Genomic DNA, 18,430 nt, shown 5'->3' with positions numbered 1-18,430 from the left:
ATGAAAAAAATATTAATTATTATAACGTTGATAATCAGCGCAGGATGTTCTTCGGATCTGGATCTTGCTCCAATCGATGCAACTAGCGAATCTACCTATTGGCAAACAGAAGAAGATGCCCGTGTGTTTTTAAATGCTATGTATGCAGATATTATGGATGCAGATATGTATTTATTTTTAAGTTCAGCTTCAGATGATGCATATACCAGGGGTAGAGAAGAATATAGGAATATTGGTAGTGGAAGTTATGGATCTTCTAATGGCTTAGTGGAAAGCTTATGGGAAAATAAATATGCAGGAATTAGAAGAGCGAATATATTTTTTAATAATATTGATAGAGTTGAGGAAATTAGTGAGGAGGAAAGAATCTCACTTATCGCTCAAGCGCGTTTTATTCGAGCCTGGCATTATTTTATGCTAATTGAAATCTACGGAGATGTTCCTTTTGTTACCGAGGAAATCTCTATTGAAGAATCTTTAGTCCTCGAAAGAACTGATCGAAATACCATCCTTTCTTTTATTTACAGCGAACTTGATCAAGCAATAGCCAATCTTCCTAATAATTATGCAGCAGAAGTACAGGGTAGAATAACAAGTAATGCGGCTGTAGCTTTAAAATCCAGGATACACCTATATAACGAAGAATATTCCGAGGCAGCTTCTCTTGCAGAAGATTTAATTGGTGATTATACACTATTTGAAAATTATGGGGATTTGTTTAAAATGGATAATGAGTATAATGATGAAATCATTTTAAGCTTACAATATGTTCCTACAGATAGAGAACATAATATTCAGTACTCTCTTATTCCCCCAAGCCTCGGTGGTTATGCTAATTTTTCACCATTACAATCTTTGGTGGAAAGTTACCCCACTATTAATGGTTTGGCAATTGATAATTCTGAATCGCTTTATGATGAAGAAAATCCATTTCAAAACCGCGATCCCCGTCTGGCAGCATCCATAATCTATGATGATTATACCATGCAAGATTTTGATGGAAACCAGGTAACTATCGATACTTCCCCGGGAGCTGCACCAGATGGACTAAATTATTCCTCCAATTCAACTCCTACGGGCTATTATGTTTCTAAATTTTATGATCGTGAAGCGAGAAATCAAACTAATTCCGGTTTAAACCTGATCTTGATACGTTACGCTGAAGTTCTTTTAAACTATGCCGAAGCAAAAATTGAATTGGGCGAGTTTACTGCAGAAGATTGGGATTTGAGCATCGGAGCAATTAGGCAGAGAGCTGGATTGTCTGAAGAAGCCCTGGAATTTCCAGGAGGTGATCAGGAAAGCTTAAGGAATATTGTACGCAATGAGCGAAGGATTGAATTAGCCTTTGAAGCCGGGCATCGATTCTTTGATATCAGAAGATGGAGAATTGCAGAAGGTGTACTAAATGGTTGGGCTTACGGAATGAAAACAGATATGACAAGCGAAGACGACGGCTATACAAGGGTGGAACATAGAACTTTTGAAGAGAATAAACACTACTTATTTCCTATTCCTTTGAGCGAACGAGATATCAATAACAATTTATCACAAAATCCCAACTGGTAATGAAAACAATTATTAAACTAAAATATTTGATGTTAGTTGCTTTGATGGCTTTGGTCTCTTGCAACGAAGAGGAGTATGAACTCAATCCTGAAATTGTTGAACTTGGGGCTCTTGAAAGTCCTAGCATGGGTGAGAATATAGAAATTGATTTGGAAAGCGACAGTAGAATTACCTTTACCTGGTCTCCTGCAAAATCGGGTGATGGTGGCCTGGTAACTTATAATGTTCTTTTTGATGAAGAAGGAGGGGACTTTCAAGATCCATTGGCAACTTTTCCATCCGCTAATAGTGGTAGTTCTAATACCTTAAACCTAAGACAAAGTGATTTAAATGAAATTGCTTCAGAATCTGGAATTGGGCAACTCGAAACCGGAAATATTATTTGGACGGTAGAAGCTGTAAGTAGCTATAACCGAGAGCGGTTTTTAGAAATTTCAGACTTGTCTTTAACAAGACCGGAAGGTTTTGCAGATTTTCCAGAGTACATGTACGTTTATGGACCTGCTACCGAAGCTGAAGATATTGAAAATGCAGTAGCTTTTGGACAAATAGAAAATGAATTACCAAATAATGATTTTGAACCTGGAACCTTTGAATCGATTACAAAATTTACTTCTGGAGAGTTTTATATTGTAGATTCAAATGATCCTGACTCCAATCCAACCCATTACTATATTAATGATGAGGGTAAAATTCGAGCTGGTGATGAGCCAACAAATTTTGAAGGCTCTGAAGGTGTTTATAGAATTAGGATGAATTTATCCCGAACCACTATTTCTTATGAAGAAATGTCTAATGTGGAACTGTATGTAATTGCAAATGGAATTACTACGGGAGAACTAAGCTATGTTGGCAATCATACTTTTGAATCTACGAATGGGTACTTTGATTTTTTAACTCCTGGAGCTCCAGATGCTCCAGATTGGTTAGGTTGGGAAGAGGAAAGGTACAGATTTAGATTTCTGATTGATGGGGAACAATCCTATATTGGAAGCTTTCATAATGCAGATATGAATGGTTCTTTGGTTCCAGGGCTTGATGCATTTAATGCAAGGCCTAACGAAGGAGAACCTGAATATTATTATAATACTTACTTCTTGGGTCCCGATGCCGAATTTTGGCAGGGTGCGTGGAAATTTGCTGACCAATTTAATGGAGCTTCCTTTAGCGTACGTGTAATTTTTGATCCGAAAGCAGATCATTATTATCACGAATTTGAATTAAATTAATTAAAATGAAGAGAAAGGCGATGATTTTAAAACTGATTAATATAACTTTTTTTTCGTTTGTTACCGCTTTAACAGGTTGTAGTAACGATTCCATTGAAGACCAAATGGTAGACAATGGGGAGGATAAAGATACCACGGAGGTGGTAAATCTCACTTATAAAGAGAAAGCAAAAGAAACTTATGATCTAATACAGGAGCTCTATAAGGAAGGAGACCTATATAAAGAAAATTACCCTGCTCAGGCTAATGATAACACTTATAGTTATTTGTGGCCATATGTTGGTATGCTCACAGCCGGCAACCTTTTATATGAATTAGGTTATGATGAATCTATATTGGAAAAAGAATTTGAAGGACTAGAAAAGTATTACGACAATAGGAGTAACTTACCAACATATCAGGCTGAGCCAGTTTCAGAAGGAAGTACAGACCATTACTATGATGATAGTGGTATTGTAGCAATGGAATTGATTGATGCTTATCGATTAACTGACAATCAATTTTATTTGGATCGAGCTATTACAATCACGGAATTTATAATGTCAGGTGAAGATTCCCGTATTGGTGGGGGCCTCTATTGGTTTGAGGGGGTTTCAACAGACTGCACTACGGATTCTAATTGTATAAAAGCAGCTAATACGAGCGCTTATGCCGCTTACGTAACCAGTGAGTTATATAAAATAACTGAGGATCCACAATATCTCACTTTTGCTGAAAGAGTTTATAAGTGGACCTATGATACTTTACGGGATCCTTCTGACAATTTATATTGGAATAGTATACACATTAATACTGAAGAAATAAACACGCGTAAATGGACTTATAATGCAGCTATGATGATTATGTCAGGAATTAACCTGTATGAGATCTCTGATGAAGAGTTTTATCTGGATCAGTCAATTGCTACTGCAAGGTCTGCACACTCAAAGTTCACAAGTGTAATCAATGATCGGTTGTTTTATGAGACTAACGATCCCTGGTTTAATGCAGAGTTAATGACTTCTTTTATCGAGCTTTCTGAATATGATTCAAAATCTAAAGATTATGTGGAGGTATTTATAAGGAATGCCGATTATGCCTGGGAAAATGCCAGAACCTCGGAAGGGCAATTCTATGAGGACTGGTCAGGAAATAATAGAGGGAGATACTATTGGTTAATGCATCAGGCAGCCCTTGTCGATGTTTATGCCAGAGCATCACTATTTAAAAATGAATAAAATTTTAGAGACTAAATGAATCAGATTAAAAGTAAGGTAAGGGAAACTTCTCAATTAGAATTACCTCTAAAGAAAAATAAGTCTATATCTGAATATGATATTTATCCAGCACATCATATCGGGGATAACTTAATCCAGGACAGTTATGAATCGCTAGCTAAAGAGTTAGCATCTTTTGATTATTTAAAGATTGATGGGTATGTAGGGATTTTATTTGAAGAGGTACGTGAAAAATTAAATGAGGCCTTTGGGAAAATTGGCATTAAATCGGAGTGGGTTAATATTCAGGAAGCCCTAAAAGAGGAAAGAGAAATTGAAAGTTTGGTCGCCCCGTTTTTAGGAGGTGATGACCCCGTTTTTGGGAAAATCGCAGCTATAGAATTAAAGGATTTTTTCGATTTAAAAAAGATGAGTTCTTTGGTTAAACCAAAATCATCAAATCCGGTTATCTTCTACGGAACCGGGGCTCACCTTATTCCTGTTGAGGGAAAAACAATTTATTTTGATATCAGTAAAAATGAAATTCAATTTAGGTCTCGTGCCGGTTCTATAACCAACATAGGTACCCCTGAACCTGGTGCGGCTAAAACTATGTATAAGCGGTTTTATTTTGTAGATTGGGTGGTGCTTAATAAGCACAAAAATCAAATTAAAAATGAAATTTCTTATTTGGTTGATGGCCAGAGAACAGATGATATTAGTTGGGTTAAGGGCGATGTATGGAGAGAAAGTATAATTGAGTTAACAAAGCGTCCTGTAAGAGTTCGACCCTGGTTTGAACCCGGCGCTTGGGGAGGACAATGGATTAAAAATAAAATAAAAGGATTACCACAGGATGTAGTAAATTATGCCTGGTCTTTTGAATTAATTGTGCCTGAAAATGGGATTATTATTGAAAGTTCAGGAGTTCTTTTAGAGTATTCTTTTGACTTTCTAATGTTTGTTGCCGGAGAGGAAATACTCGGTAAGGATTTTGAAAGCTATCAATACGATTTTCCTATTCGTTTTAATTTCCTGGATACATTTGATGGGGGCAACCTTTCTGTTCAGTGTCATCCGCAAAAAGAATATGTAAAAAATAATTTTGGTGAAAATTTCACACAGGAGGAAACTTATTATATTCTTGATAAAAAAAATAATGCCCAGGTTTATTTAGGTTTTCAGGATGGCGTAACACCAGATAATTTCAGAGAGGCTTTACAATCAAGCCAGGAGGAAAATAAGGAGATGGATATACTGCGTTATGTTCGATCTTTTGATTCAGAAAAACACGGATTGTACTTAATCCCACCCGGAACAATCCATAGTTCAGGAAAAGATAACCTGGTACTGGAGATAAGTTCCACAAAATATCTATATACTTTTAAAATGTATGATTGGCTAAGGGTTGATATTGATGGAAAACCCAGGCCAATTAATATTGAACGGGGTATGGAAAACCTTGTTTTTGAGCGTTCAGGGGATCGGGTTGAAAAAGAGTTGATTTCCAAACCGAAAGTTATTGAAAGTAATGCTGATATGGAGCTGCAGCATCTTCCTACACACAAAGAACATCTGTATGATATACATAGGTTTAAAATTAATACATCAGTTACAGTTAAAACAGATGGTCAGGCCCATGTTTTAAGCTTGGTAGAGGGAGAGAAAATTGAGCTAAGCACTAAGGATAGTACTTCCACTTTTCATTATGCCGAATCTTTTGTCATCCCGGCTGCTGCCGAAGAGTACACCATAAAGAATTTAGCTAAAAATCCTGTAATGGTAGTTAAAGCTTTCGTAAAATAGCCCATACAATGCGTAAGTTTAAATTATAGGGGTTGGACTATTTATAGTCTGACCCTTTTTTCGTTGGGTTAGTATAATGGAAGTATGGTGTCCAAGCCTCTTTTAGTGAAACGCTTTTCACGAAATTAAGCTTTTGCGAAATGCAGCGAGAATAGGCTGAACAGGTATTAGAATATACACGACAGTCCACTTTAATCTTATTTTTAGGAACTCACCTTATAACCAACCGCTTAAAGTAAAAAATATTACATTTATGGAACTGGTCTGTAAATTAAATTCTAATGTTAGAACTGGGAAAAATTTATTTACCAACATGGCTTTCTTGTGACCCCGAAACCAGTATGATTTCTCTGGATTTACCTGAAATTCATTCTCCAGACTATTTTAAGAACGTTTTTTATTCCTTACAACTGGCTTTTAGTGGAAGTAGGGTTGCAATTATGTATTATGGGGAGGATGACACTTATCTCTCAGATGTTCTTCACTTTGAAGCTTGGGATATTGCCGGAGGAAATTTAGAATTAGAAAGTTTTGGCAAAATTCAGGAAAGGGCCTTGAGGGCTTTGGCTAAATATATTCCAGACCTTAATAGGGAGGTGTACGATCTTTTTAATGAAGAGTAAACAGAAAGCTTCTCACGTGGAGATATAAAAACGACAGGCTATTTTTTCTTCTTAGAGTCATTTTTTTTAGAGTCTTTAGCAGCTTTTTCTTCTAATTTCTTTCTTAACGCCTTCATATCATCACTAATTTTTCTATCTACAATTTTTGCATAATGCTGGGTAGTTCGAAGATCTCGATGTCCCAGCATTTTACTTACAGATTCTATAGGAACTCCATTGGTAAGTGTTATAGTAGTTGCAAAAGTATGGCGGGCCAGGTGTGTAGTAAGTGGTTTGGTTATTCCACATAGCGCAGCTATTTCTTTTAAAAATGCATTAGATTTTTGGTTGCTTAATACCGGTAAAACATACTTACCGTCTTTCACCTCAGGGTAGTCTTGATAACGATCTAAAATCTCTTCAGCAACAGGCAACAGCGGAATACTACTGAGAGATTTTGTTTTGGTTCTTTTTATGCGAATCCATTTCCCACCATCAATTCCTTTTGTAATATCAGCACTACTTAATTTTTTTACATCAGAATAGGCAAGGCCTGTATAACAGCTAAAAACGAACATATCTCGTACCAGTTTTAGACGATCCAGATGTAGGTCTTTTTCTATAAGTTTCTGAACTTCTTCCTCATTTAAGAATTCACGTTCCACCGCATCAAACTGCACCTTGTAATTATAGAAAGGATCTCGATCTATCCATTCGTTAGCCAATGCTATACGAATAATCTTTTTGAAATTGTTGACATACTTCAGGGCAGAGTTATGATTACATTCTCGTTTTGTCTTAAGAAAGTATTCAAACTTGGTAATGAACTGGTGGTTAATATCATTCATTGGGTAATCATCTGTCTTAAGTTCTTCGTTAATAAACTGCTCAATATGGTTGTAACAGGTCCAATAACGTTTAGCGGTGCTCTTAGAGATACTTTTACCTGAAAGGCGATCCATTTGACTATTATGTTCTCTAAAGACTTCCAGGGTTAATTTCGGCGGTTTTTTATTCTCACCCTTCAAGTTTCCAATCATTATGGCTGCAGTAATCGGCTGATCGGTTTCTGATAATACTTGGTGAATTTTATTGAGCTTATGGCGAATATTATTGATATGTGTGTTAATCTCTTTTTCATTTGGATTACTGCCCATTACCTTTTCCATTTTGGTATTCCAAAACTCAGGTTGAACTCTCCTGGAGATACTATATTCTTTTCTTTTTCCGTTGACGGTAAGACGTAAATAAATAGGAGCTAGGCCGCGCTTGTTTTTCTTTTTTGCTAGAATGTGAAAGTGGGTGTGAAAGTCAGTTCTCATAATTTTTGAAATTTTAGGTCTCGATTGGTCACCCAAATTACCTAAAAAGTGTATACAATCTAAAATTTTAACTTTGCTTAAACATTTGAAATACAGTAATTTGTATGCCAATCGAGACCCCCTTTATGGTAATTGAAGGGGGTCACCGAATTGGTCTCGATTAGGATGTATTTATTTGATTTTAATTGATATTCCTAAAAACAAAAAACCCCGTAAATCCTAGGATTTCGGGGTTTTTGATACATTTTGAAATGTAAAAAGTGGAGTCGGAGGGGTTCGAACCCTCGTCCAAACAAGCAATTAAATTGCCTTCTACACGCTTAGTTTTCACTTAGATTGTCAGGAAAAAGTCTGGCTGAAAACTACCCAACTTTTTCCGTATCCTCAATTAGATTTCAAAACTGCATCAAGGTCCTACAGTTCCTATATTTACTTTATCGGTGCCCCGGTTGCGAATGCCGTAAATCAAGGCCTTCGCGGGACATCTTGGCTCCCTACCTTGTAGGGACTAAGCAAATCCTACTGTGATTCGGATTATGCAGCCAAGGCGTAGTTATCTTCGCCGTTTAAAAAAGTGTGAAATATGAGATTTACGAGCTATATCCCAGCGCTCGACGTGCTTACAACTCAATTAGACTCGCTGTCAAAACCAAGTCGACCCCATAAATAAAGAACATTGTTATTTCCCTGGCCTGTGCTGAATTTATTTCAGTAAAGGCGGAAATCAGTCAGTCTTAACTGATCTGAGCCTGCAAAGATACAATTTTAAATTCATATCTTTGGAAGACACACATAAAGGAACAAAACCCATACCAGAAATGATAAAATTTGCATTGATTAAAGAAGAAAAAACACCACCAGACAGACGCGTTGTTTTTTCTCCTGAAAAACTAAAAGAACTCGTGAAAAAGTTTCCTGAAGCAAATTTTAAAGTTCAAAGTTCAGAGATCCGAATCTTTAATGATCAGGAATATCGTGATGCCGGTTTCGAAGTTACCGAAGATATTTCAGATTGTGAGGTTTTACTCGGGGTGAAAGAAGTGCCATTGCCAGCCTTAATTCCGAATAAAAAATATTTTTTCTTCTCGCATACCATTAAAAAACAACCCTATAACCAGGATTTGCTTAGGGAAATACTTAAACTTAATATCGAATTATACGATCACGAGGTAATTGTAAAAGAAAATGGCGCCAGGCTTATTGGCTTTGGGCGCTACGCCGGACTTGTTGGTGCATACAACGGATTCCGAGGCATTGGTTTAAAAGAAAATTTATTCAATATTCCGAAAGTAGAATCGCTGCCAGATCTTGATGCCATGTTGGCAGAACTAGATAAAATTGAAATTCCGCTTATAAAAATCGTTCTCACGGGTAACGGTAAAGTGGCTAAAGGAGCGAAGGAGGTTTTAGACCATTTAGGAATTAAAAAGTTAAACGTAGAAGATTATCTTAAATTTGAAGGCGAAGAGCCGGTTTATTGTAATATTGGTGTGCTGGATTACAATAAGAAGAAAGATTTTACAAAAGGAAGCCAGCAAGAATTTTTTAAAGAGCCCGAAAAGTATGAAGCTAACTTTTTGCGTTTTGCCAGGAGTAGTGATTTCTTTATTTCAGGACACTTTTATGGCGACAGGGCACCGGTATTTTTTACTGCTGAAGATGCAAAATCTAAAGATTTTCGAATAAAATATATAGCCGATATTTCTTGTGATATCAAGGGCCCAATTGCCAGCACCATAAGACCTTCAACCATTGCTGAACCTTTTTACGGATATAATCCTGAAACTGAAACCGAAGTAGATTTTAGAGAAAAAGATAGTATTTTGGTAATGGCCGTAGATAATTTGCCTTGTGAATTACCAAAAGATGCCAGCGAAGGTTTTGGCGAAATGTTTCTGAAACACGTAATCCCGGCTTTTTTCAATGATGATAAAGATGGGGTATTAGATCGCGCCCGGATGACCCAAAATGGAAAATTAACACCGAAATTCGGTTATTTACAGGATTATGTAGAGAGGGAATAGATTCTGTTTCTAAGATATTCTACCAGAGAACAGCATAAAATGCCAAGGAGGTAGGCAACAAGATCCCAAACGGAAAAGCTACTGCCCAGCATAATTATGACAATTTCTGGGGGTTGGTATTGAAGTACTTTTACAATATTTATAAGCTGAAAAAATTCAACTGCAAATGAAAATATTAGTACACTAAACAAGCCTTTTATAATGGAAATCCTGCTAATTCCCATTGCAAAACAATAGAGTAGGATTACCACCAAAAAGTCACCGAGATAAGGCCTTATAAAATCATCTTTTACATAAAACGCGATAAGGATTTCAATAATTAAAAGGAATAAAAACCCGGCGAGATAATTTTTCCTGGAATCTCTTTTTAATGCTTTCATTTTCGCAGATTATTTCGGGTGTTTTAGATATATCTTTAGGCACTTTTCATATCCAGCGATTTGATCTCTGCTTTATATTCCGATGGCAGAATTAACGATTTTAGAAGTCCGTCTAATTTTATACTTCTACTAATTTTATAGGCGGGGAGTACCGGTTTTAAAAATGAAAAATTTCTCAGGTTTAAATACCGGCGAACACGAAGAGGAGTGATAAGGCTTTGCGTTTCCAGTAAAAGTCGGTAACGAACAAGTCCAAGATGTTTGCGATATTGCTTGTAAAGATTTTTAGTATATGCTCCATATATTAAATCTTCTTCCAAATGACTTTGCCGCATTGCTTCAAATTCTTCAAAATTCTCAGGTAGACCTTTTAAATTCATTCGTTTTCCAACCCGCCAGAAAACGTAAAAAACTTCTGTCTTTTCAGAAAGCTTCAGTTTGCGTTCCAGGATTTCAAAAGACCTGATGGAATAATCTATAAGCATAAAAAGTACATCGCGGTAAGCCCAATCCGGAATACTCTTTTCGCGTTCAGCTTCAACTGAAGCGTGTATGGAATTGATACGATCTATTGCCTTTAGCGCAGCGTGTTTTTCAGCAAAAACTATTTCACGGGCATAAGAAACCGTGGAAAAAAGCCTTCCTAACGGATCTTTGGGTAATCTTCCAGTAAAATAGAGCCAGTCTACGGCTTTATTAAGGGCAAACTCAGCCGAGGCCCCGGCGAAAATAAAAAGAATAGTATCTCCCTTTCCCCAGATCTCCCTTACTATCGAATTTTCATCTACAAAATATTTCATTGTTGTCTTATTAATTTTTCAGTCTACAAACCATATATTTCTGCGAGGTCTCCAACCGCTAATGTGCCCCAAAGAATAACCAAACCGAGAATAATTTTAATCCAGAGGGGAATAACCCATCCTGTTTTATGGTTGAGCAGGGTATTAAAAGGGGGCGTAAAAATACAGGCAAACAGAATATAAAATATCCCCGGCACCGGATGTACCAGGATAAAATTCATTACACCCAGTAACAGAAAAATAGCGGTTAATACGCAGCTCACAAAATTTGATAAAAATAACCTGGCCATCATAAAGTTTAATTTTAGAAGTTAAATAAGTTTCTAATGATTTAATACCTTGTATATTAACTTCCGGCAAACGGACTTCCAAAAATTCCTACGGCCAGTTCTGCCCAGATTACAAAAAATACTGCAAGAATGATTCCGCCGATTATAAGTCGGTTTCTAGTGCTTGAAAATTTTCTTAGAACTAGATCAATTCCCAACCCGGTAACCAGGAGTAAGATTCCCATAATAATAAAATCTGAAGCAGTCCAAACCACTTCGTTGGTAAACTGCATCGCGATGAAGGGAATTAATAAAAGTGCACCCACGATAAGTACAATAATTAAAAGTCTGTTAGTTTTCATAATGATGAATTTAAATGCTTAATAGTTTTTTTAAGTACTTTGAATATCAAAGTAAAATGATAAAAAAATAAGATTACAGTTTTTGATTCTTTTGATTCAATAAGCTTTCAATGGCGTCTATATGTTTCTGAAAATCTTTCCGGCCGGTTTTGGTTGCACTGTAGCGGGTATTGGGTTTCCGGTCTATAAAAGATTTTTCAACTGTTACATAACCTTTTTTCTCAAGAGCTTTAATGTGGCTCGCAATATTACCATCGGTAACTCCCAAAAGTTCTTTTAAACTGGTGAAATCGGCATACTCATTAACCATTAAAACACTCATTATTCCCAGGCGTACCCGGTGGTCAAAAGCTTTATTTATATTAATTATAATATTCTTCATTAAGCGTTTCTTCTGTCATACTTATTGTACATCCAGATTCCATAGACAATATGAAAAAGTCCGAAACCAATTGCCCAGAAATATAATCCATAACTTAAGAACTGGGTAGCAATAAGGCCCAGGATCAAATTTGAATATCCTAAACTTCTTAGATCGCCAAAGGTATATTTACTGGCGTGAATAAGGGCAAGACCGTAAAAAATAAGCATACAAGGTGCTATAAGTCCGATAAGGCCATACTGTAATAGCACGAGGCAAAATATGCCACCTGCAGTGAGAGGTGCAAAGAAATTGATGAGCAATCGTTTACTGGTGCTATCCCAGGTTTTTTCGCCTGTTTTTTTAGCTTTTCTGGTGGTTAGAAATACTGCGGTTACAATAGCAAGAACAAGAACTGCAATAGCAACCAAAAATAACCGCATCAATATTTCCGCGTTTATTGAACTCAAACGCAGGGAAGCTATAGCAGAATTATGCTCCGCCAGTAAAATTTCTGCGACTACGGTTCCCAGAATAGCATAACATCCCGCAAAGACCCCGGCGAGCCCGCTTAGGGAAATAAAACGCGAGGAGCGGCTCATCAAATGTTTGATGTCGCTTATATCTTTGAGATACTTTTCGTTTTCCATTATAAAGTACTTTGAAAAACAAAGTAAAATAAAAAACTTTAATTATTATCTAAAAATTATCAAAATATTAAATCGTCTTGTTTTTTTAATTTTTTTCCGAACTTTATCCAAAATCAGAATTATGATAATCCGAATTTTCTTTGCCTGCCTACTTTTTATATTTACCGGGACTACACTTTCCAGCCAGGAAGTAGAACTAATGAGTTACAATATTAAATACGCTAATGAAAATGATGGTGAGAATTCCTGGTCTAAGCGTAAAGATCATATAACCAAACAAATTAAATTTTATGAGCCGGGTATTTTTGGAGTTCAGGAAGCTTTAGTAAATCAATTAAAGCATTTTGGGTCTGAAATGAAAAATTATAAATACGTTGGAGTAGGGCGGGATGACGGGAAAGAAGCAGGAGAATTCAGTGCGATTTTTTATGATTCAGAAGAATTTGAAGTTCTGGAAAATGATACTTTCTGGCTTTCAGAAACACCAAATGAAATTTCGGTTGGATGGGATGCGGCAATGGAGCGGGTTTGTACCTATTCGAAATTCAAAGAGAAAAAATCAGGAAAAATATTCTGGGTTTTTAATACGCATTTTGACCACGTAGGAGAAAAAGCCAGGGAGAACAGTGCGAAACTTATCTGGGAAAAAATTTCAGCAGTAAATAAAGAAAATCTACCGGTGATTTTAATGGGCGATCTGAATTTAGAACCCGATACAAGCGGAATTCAGTTTTTAATGCAACAACTGAATGATTCTAAAGCGGTCAGTAAACTCGATTTTGGTCCCGACGGTACTTACAATGGCTATAATTTTGAGGAACCGGTAACCCGAAGAATTGATTATATTTTCACCTCAGATAATATTGAAGTTAAAAAATATGCCGTTTTAAGCGATTCAAAAGATTTAAAATATCCATCAGACCATCTTCCGGTTTGGGTGGAAGTGGATTTTAAATAGGAGAAATCTTAGAAATTGGATTAAAAACGTCAACCTTTAATAAAATCTAATTTTCAAAATGTTAGATCCTCAAACGAGTTCAAGATGACGTGACCACAAGTTCAGGATGAGTAGACCACAACTTTAGTATGCCTTCGGGTTTGGTTGATTTCTTTACTATTTAGAAATCCACAAAGGTACCTCAGGATTTTTTCCAAATAATTCTTCGGTTACACTTCCAACTAAAAGACTTGAAATATTATTGGCCCCTTTATCGGCCACAATTAAAATATCAACTTTATTTTTCTTTGCGCACTCCAGTAAATTGCTGGCTACACTGGCGTCCCGGCCGGGAATAATTAAAGGAGTCACTTCGCCCTGGTAATCTAATTTACTAAGGAATTTATCTCCTTTTTCCCTAACGTGTTTTTCAATTTTCGGGGCCATCGCTTCTATGGTAACATAGGGAGAAAACTGCACTGGCACCGAGTAAACGTGGGCCGCAGTTACAGGAGCCGAAGTAGCTTCCTGAAGCATCTGTGCGATATTAAATATTTTCCTTGATTCGCGGGAAAAATCGGTTCCTGCCCAAATTGTTTTTATTTCGGGATGAAAATCACGTGGAATAGACAAAATATCACATTTTAAAAGGCGTAGCAATTTGTTGCTCACAATCCCGGTACCTTTTTTTCTATTCTTATTTCCAACAACTACAAGGTCTATGTAATATTTGTTGGCAATATAGTTTATTAAGGATTCGGTATAAGGATCTTCAGAAATAAGAACTTCCCATTCGGCTTTGCTATTAAAATGGGTTTCTACTTTTTCATTGAGTTCGTCGCCAATAATTTCATCCAGATTTACATCTTTCATTTGTTCATCAAAAAGCGAAGAAATCTCGTATTTCTTAATATTATGTACAAAATATACCTTATGAATCTTTAGCGTCTCTGATAAGAAAGAAGCATATTTTATTACTGAATTATCAATGTCTGAAAGGTCTAAGGCAACCAGAATGTTGGTGAATTTTTCCATAATGCCTGTTTTTTAATTTTGGTTATTATTTTTGCCGAGGTTTCTTTTCTTAACAATATCATTCACGATATCCTCATAATTTTCCATCTCTTGTTGTTCTTTTTTATCCTGCATTTCTACCAGGTCTTCTTTTAAACCTTTGTAGAGCGAGTAGCACATAATTAGTAAAATGACCGCAAAGGGCAATCCCGTAACAATGGTTGCGGTCTGGAGTGCCTGAAGGCCGCCGCCAATTAATAATACCGCCGCTACAGTTCCTTCGGTTACCGCCCAGAAAATTCGCTGACCTTTAGGTGCGTCAATTTTTCCTCCCGAAGTTAAACTATCAATTACCAAAGACCCAGAATCTGATGAGGTAACAAAGAATCCGGCAATTAGAATTACTGCTACAACATTTATTACCATTGAAAGCGGATAGTCTTCAAAGAAAACAAAAAGGGCAGTGGCAATATCATCATTCACAGCGTCCACTATACTCATATCACCACCCAACGCTTCCTGGATTGAGACGCTACCAAAGGCCGAAAGCCAGAAGAAAGTAACTAAGGAAGGTACTAATAAAACACCTAAAACAAATTCCCTGATAGTTCTTCCTTTAGAAATACGGGCGATAAACATTCCTACAAATGGCGACCAGCCAATCCACCAGCCCCAGTAAAATACTGTCCAGTCGTTTTGCCAGGAGCTATTGGTAAAAGTTTCACTCCAGGTAGAAATTTCAATAAAATTGAATAAATAACTTCCCGTATTTTCAACAAAGGATCTAAAAATGAACACGGTAGGGCCAAGAATTACAGCGAGGCCAAGCAGAAGTAAAGCAACCCTCATATTCCATTCACTAAGGAACTTAACTCCTTTATCTACCCCAAGAACTACTGAAATTGTAGCAATAAGCGTAATTCCCGCAATTAATAAAACCTGGGTGGTGATACCGCTGGGTACATTAAAAACGTGATCTAAACCCGAAGCAATCTGTTGAACTCCAAATCCCAGCGACGTAGCTAGCCCGAATAAAGTAGCTAAAACCGCAAAAATATCTATAGCATCACCAATTTTTCCGTAGATTTTATCGCCGAGAAAAGGATAAAAAATAGATCTTATAGTTAGTGGTAATCCGCGCGTGTAAGTAAAATAAGCAAGCGCCAGTCCCACCAATGCATAAACGCCCCATGCGTGAAAACCCCAGTGTAAAAATGTAAAATTCATAGCTTCCTGGGCTGCCGCTGCAGTTCCGGGTTCCCCGGTTGGAGGAGCTGTAAAGTGCATCACAGGTTCGCCTACACTGAAGAATAATAGTCCAATTCCCATTCCAGCACTAAAAAGCATTGCGAACCAGGAGAGCCTTTTAAACTCCGGCTTTGCATTGTGTCCTCCTATACGCATATTTCCAAACTGCCCCAGGGCAAGATAGACCAGGAATACCAGGAAGATATTCACACACATGATAAAAAACCAGTCGGCATTATTGGCAACCGCGGTTTGAATATCTGCAAAAATAGTTTCTGCCTGTTTCTCAAAAATGAGGGTAAGGGCGATACTGATAATAATGATAAAAGACGAAATAAAGAAAACGGGACCGTTTACCTCTAATCCAAAAATTGACTTTTTCTCATCGCTTCTGGTAACTTTCTTTGCCATATAAGTGGTTTTCAGAAATTAAATTAAAAATAGTAGCCTATGTTGATATTGAATCTCGCTTCCCATTTTGCATCGGGATTACCGGCTGCAAAATCGTCTACAAAATTACCTCCTAACCAGGAGTGGTTATAACCGGCAGCGTAATCTATATAAGTATATACCTGCCCGGCCGTGACCAAAACCCCTGTAACGTTCATATAAGAATCAGTAAAACTGCTCTTCTGTTTTTGCATATAACCAAAATCGTTATAGAATTCCAAATTAGAAACGGGCCCCAGGTTTACCGGGATATTTCTGGAAATTGCCAGGGAATATAAATTGAAATCAGCAGCAACTTCATAAGGGGCGCCATAAGCACCAAAACTCAGAGCTTCTCTGCTTTCTCCTTCAGCATTAATTGGATTATGGGAAGCCGTTAATGCCTGGGCTTTTAAATTCCATCGATTTTGTGTGATTTCATAATGTGCGGCTAAACCGTAGTGATTTCCGGTTTTTTGGGTGTCTAAATTATAGAGCCCACCGTATTGTGCCGAAACTCCTAATCTATTGGCGGCTTTATCCCCAAATTTATAAACGAATTTCCCGTTAAATTGATTCACTTCCTTGTTTCTGCCAACTACATCATAAGAATACCGGCTGGTAGAAGATTCGGTATCGCTTCCAAAGCGTAATTCTTCAGAATTTTTAAAGAAAGCGAAGTGATATTCAAATTTCTCCCCTGCGTGAATATATTTTACGCCCATATCGTGATCGTCTTCCAGTCCCATATAATAAGTCAGGTTGAAAAACCAGTTGTGGGAATTATACTGCTGAATACCAAAAGGAACCTGGGTGAGGCCAATTTGAATTTCGTCTATATCGTTAAATTTATATCCCATCCAGCCTTGTTTCATCACGCCTCCGCCAAAAGCATCAGCGTATAACCTGTATTCAGCATTTAAGTAGACGCCCTTGTATTTTGCGTTGAAGTTTACTCTAAAAATATCGTAACCAAAATCACCACCACGTTTTTTTTGTCCGTCTTTCCAGGAAGAGAGGTTATAATTATAACGAAGCGCTCCACCAACAGATACTTCTGGTTCCTCCTGGGCAGTTAAGGGAGCTATTATAAATATACAGAAAATAGCCCAACTGGATTTCCAGGAAAATACACCTCGGGAAATGGGTTGGTTGTGCATTAAGGTTTTGATTGGTTGAATTTCAAATTAAAATAAATTAAAATGAAAACCCTTACTGCATTTGGGGATTAACTTTTGTTTAGGTATTTTGAAGAATAGTACTCAATTAAATTTCGCTTTTCATTTAGCATTAGGTATTATTACCACACGCCGCGGATAAATTGGAGCTTTTGTAAATAAAGTTTTTTTATAATTTGTTCACTGTTTGCCTAATCGCTACCAAATTGCTTAATAGTTTTTCCAGGTAGTTAAGGTCTAACATATTAGCGCCATCGCTTTTTGCATTTGCAGGATCAAAATGGGTTTCTATAAACAAACCATCTACTTTATTCACTATCCCGGCACGGGCAATGGTTTCTATCATTTCCGGTCTTCCACCGGTAACACCGCTGCTTTGATTGGGTTGCTGAAGCGAGTGCGTTACATCTAAAACGGTAGGTGCAAATTCGCGCATTGTAGGAATTCCCCTAAAATCAACAATCATATCCTGGTAGCCGAACATCGTCCCTCTATCGGTAACCATCACCTGTTCGTTATTGCAGTCGGTTACCTTGGTTACGGCGTGTTTCATACTTTCGGGACTCATAAATTGTCCCTTTTTAAGATTCACTACTTTTCCGGTTTCCGCAGCGGCAACTACCAAATCGGTTTGTCTAACCAAAAATGCCGGAATTTGCAGAATATCCACATATTCAGCCGCCATTTTTGCATCGCTAACTTCGTGGATATCCGTTATAGTGGGAATCTCAAAAGTTTCTGAAACTTTACGCAGAATTTTTAAAGCCTTTTCATCGCCTATTCCTGTGAAACTATCAATTCGGCTACGATTTGCCTTCTTAAAAGATCCTTTAAAAACATATGGGATTTCCAGTTTGTTGGTGATTTCCACTACTTTTTCAGCTATTCTCAGTGCCATTTCTTCACCTTCAATTGCACAAGGCCCGGCCAGTAAAAAGAAGTTATTAGAATTGATATGTTTTAATTGGGGAATCTTTTCAAGTTTCATAAAATGGGAATTAGGAAAGCAAAGATAACAGAATTAAGCGGGGGTTACAATTCAAAAAATAAGTGT

At 37.1% G+C, this 18,430-nt stretch carries 18 protein-coding genes and 1 other RNA gene; 7 read left to right on the top strand and 12 right to left on the bottom strand.

Translation table 11 applies throughout. The features are described 5' to 3' along the window. The 5 genes from B5X53_RS14230 (at position 1) to B5X53_RS14210 (ending at position 6,423) form a co-directional block, all read left to right on the top strand. Positions 1 to 1,569 (top strand): RagB/SusD family nutrient uptake outer membrane protein, encoded by a 1,569-nt coding sequence (locus B5X53_RS14230; protein ID WP_079713900.1) that lies wholly within the window; start codon positions 1 to 3, stop codon positions 1,567 to 1,569. Further along, a complete protein-coding gene (locus tag B5X53_RS14225) occupies positions 1,569 to 2,798 on the top strand; it encodes a SusE domain-containing protein (protein ID WP_079713899.1) in 1,230 nt (409 codons plus the stop codon). The genes B5X53_RS14230 and B5X53_RS14225 overlap by 1 nt, the downstream gene beginning before the upstream one ends. A gap of 5 nt (positions 2,799 to 2,803) precedes the next feature. Beyond that, complete coding sequence (locus tag B5X53_RS14220; RefSeq protein WP_079713898.1) at positions 2,804 to 4,015, top strand: glycoside hydrolase family 76 protein; 1,212 nt, start codon at positions 2,804 to 2,806, stop codon at positions 4,013 to 4,015. A 15-nt stretch (positions 4,016 to 4,030) separates the two neighbouring features. Beyond that, complete coding sequence (locus tag B5X53_RS14215; RefSeq protein WP_079713897.1) at positions 4,031 to 5,800, top strand: class I mannose-6-phosphate isomerase; 1,770 nt, start codon at positions 4,031 to 4,033, stop codon at positions 5,798 to 5,800. A gap of 281 nt (positions 5,801 to 6,081) precedes the next feature. Beyond that, a complete protein-coding gene (locus tag B5X53_RS14210) occupies positions 6,082 to 6,423 on the top strand; it encodes a hypothetical protein (protein ID WP_079713896.1) in 342 nt (113 codons plus the stop codon). Positions 6,424 to 6,461: 38 nt separating this feature from the next. On the opposite strand, the gene B5X53_RS14205 is transcribed toward B5X53_RS14210, so the two are convergent. Beyond that, the gene (locus tag B5X53_RS14205; RefSeq protein WP_079713895.1) at positions 6,462 to 7,724 is read right to left on the bottom strand and encodes a site-specific integrase; all 1,263 of its coding nucleotides are present in this window, start codon (positions 7,722 to 7,724) and stop codon (positions 6,462 to 6,464) included. A gap of 258 nt (positions 7,725 to 7,982) precedes the next feature. Then, positions 7,983 to 8,386: a transfer-messenger RNA gene (gene ssrA, locus B5X53_RS14200) on the bottom strand. A gap of 156 nt (positions 8,387 to 8,542) precedes the next feature. On the opposite strand from ssrA, the gene B5X53_RS14195 reads away from it, so the two are divergent. Then, positions 8,543 to 9,748, top strand: coding sequence for an NAD(P)-dependent oxidoreductase (locus B5X53_RS14195; RefSeq protein ID WP_079713952.1), 1,206 nt, complete (start codon positions 8,543 to 8,545; stop codon positions 9,746 to 9,748). Here the strand turns inward: B5X53_RS14195 and B5X53_RS14190 are convergent. The 6 genes from B5X53_RS14190 to B5X53_RS14165 all read right to left on the bottom strand — a co-directional run bounded on the left by B5X53_RS14190 (position 9,730) and on the right by B5X53_RS14165 (position 12,570). Next, positions 9,730 to 10,128: a ribosomal maturation YjgA family protein gene (locus B5X53_RS14190; protein WP_079713894.1), complete on the bottom strand. Its 399-nt coding sequence runs from the start codon at positions 10,126 to 10,128 to the stop codon at positions 9,730 to 9,732. The genes B5X53_RS14195 and B5X53_RS14190 overlap by 19 nt on opposite strands. A 35-nt stretch (positions 10,129 to 10,163) precedes the next feature. Continuing rightward, positions 10,164 to 10,928 (bottom strand): oxygenase MpaB family protein, encoded by a 765-nt coding sequence (locus B5X53_RS14185; RefSeq protein WP_079713893.1) that lies wholly within the window; start codon positions 10,926 to 10,928, stop codon positions 10,164 to 10,166. Between the two features lie 23 nt (positions 10,929 to 10,951). Beyond that, positions 10,952 to 11,221, bottom strand: a complete 270-nt coding sequence (locus tag B5X53_RS14180; RefSeq protein ID WP_079713892.1) for a hypothetical protein — start codon at positions 11,219 to 11,221, stop codon at positions 10,952 to 10,954. A gap of 53 nt (positions 11,222 to 11,274) precedes the next feature. Next, on the bottom strand, positions 11,275 to 11,559 hold the full coding sequence (locus tag B5X53_RS14175) for a hypothetical protein (protein ID WP_079713891.1): 285 nt from the start codon (positions 11,557 to 11,559) through the stop codon (positions 11,275 to 11,277). Between the two features lie 73 nt (positions 11,560 to 11,632). Beyond that, on the bottom strand, positions 11,633 to 11,941 hold the full coding sequence (locus B5X53_RS14170) for a winged helix-turn-helix domain-containing protein (protein ID WP_079713890.1): 309 nt from the start codon (positions 11,939 to 11,941) through the stop codon (positions 11,633 to 11,635). Continuing rightward, positions 11,941 to 12,570 carry a hypothetical protein gene (locus B5X53_RS14165; RefSeq protein WP_079713889.1) on the bottom strand — a complete coding sequence of 210 codons (630 nt, stop codon included), beginning with the start codon at positions 12,568 to 12,570 and terminating at the stop codon, positions 11,941 to 11,943. The genes B5X53_RS14170 and B5X53_RS14165 overlap by 1 nt, the downstream gene beginning before the upstream one ends. Positions 12,571 to 12,691: 121 nt before the next feature. Between B5X53_RS14165 and B5X53_RS14160 the strand changes: the two genes are divergently transcribed. Next, complete coding sequence (locus tag B5X53_RS14160) at positions 12,692 to 13,528, top strand: endonuclease/exonuclease/phosphatase family protein (RefSeq protein WP_079713888.1); 837 nt, start codon at positions 12,692 to 12,694, stop codon at positions 13,526 to 13,528. A 156-nt stretch (positions 13,529 to 13,684) separates the two neighbouring features. On the opposite strand, the gene B5X53_RS14155 is transcribed toward B5X53_RS14160, so the two are convergent. The 4 genes from B5X53_RS14155 to kdsA all read right to left on the bottom strand — a co-directional run bounded on the left by B5X53_RS14155 (position 13,685) and on the right by kdsA (position 18,364). Further along, positions 13,685 to 14,542, bottom strand: coding sequence for a universal stress protein (locus B5X53_RS14155; RefSeq protein WP_079713887.1), 858 nt, complete (start codon positions 14,540 to 14,542; stop codon positions 13,685 to 13,687). 12 nt (positions 14,543 to 14,554) lie between these two features. Then, positions 14,555 to 16,180 (bottom strand): BCCT family transporter, encoded by a 1,626-nt coding sequence (locus B5X53_RS14150; protein WP_079713886.1) that lies wholly within the window; start codon positions 16,178 to 16,180, stop codon positions 14,555 to 14,557. A 23-nt stretch (positions 16,181 to 16,203) separates the two neighbouring features. Then, on the bottom strand, positions 16,204 to 17,358 hold the full coding sequence (locus B5X53_RS14145) for a hypothetical protein (RefSeq protein WP_079713885.1): 1,155 nt from the start codon (positions 17,356 to 17,358) through the stop codon (positions 16,204 to 16,206). A gap of 187 nt (positions 17,359 to 17,545) precedes the next feature. Beyond that, on the bottom strand, positions 17,546 to 18,364 hold the full coding sequence (kdsA, locus tag B5X53_RS14140; protein WP_079713884.1) for a 3-deoxy-8-phosphooctulonate synthase: 819 nt from the start codon (positions 18,362 to 18,364) through the stop codon (positions 17,546 to 17,548). Positions 18,365 to 18,430 lie beyond the last annotated feature (66 nt).

The organism is Salegentibacter salinarum, assembly GCF_900168115.1.
GTDB lineage: Bacteria > Bacteroidota > Bacteroidia > Flavobacteriales > Flavobacteriaceae > Salegentibacter > Salegentibacter salinarum.
This window is presented reverse-complemented; position numbering and strand designations above follow the sequence as displayed.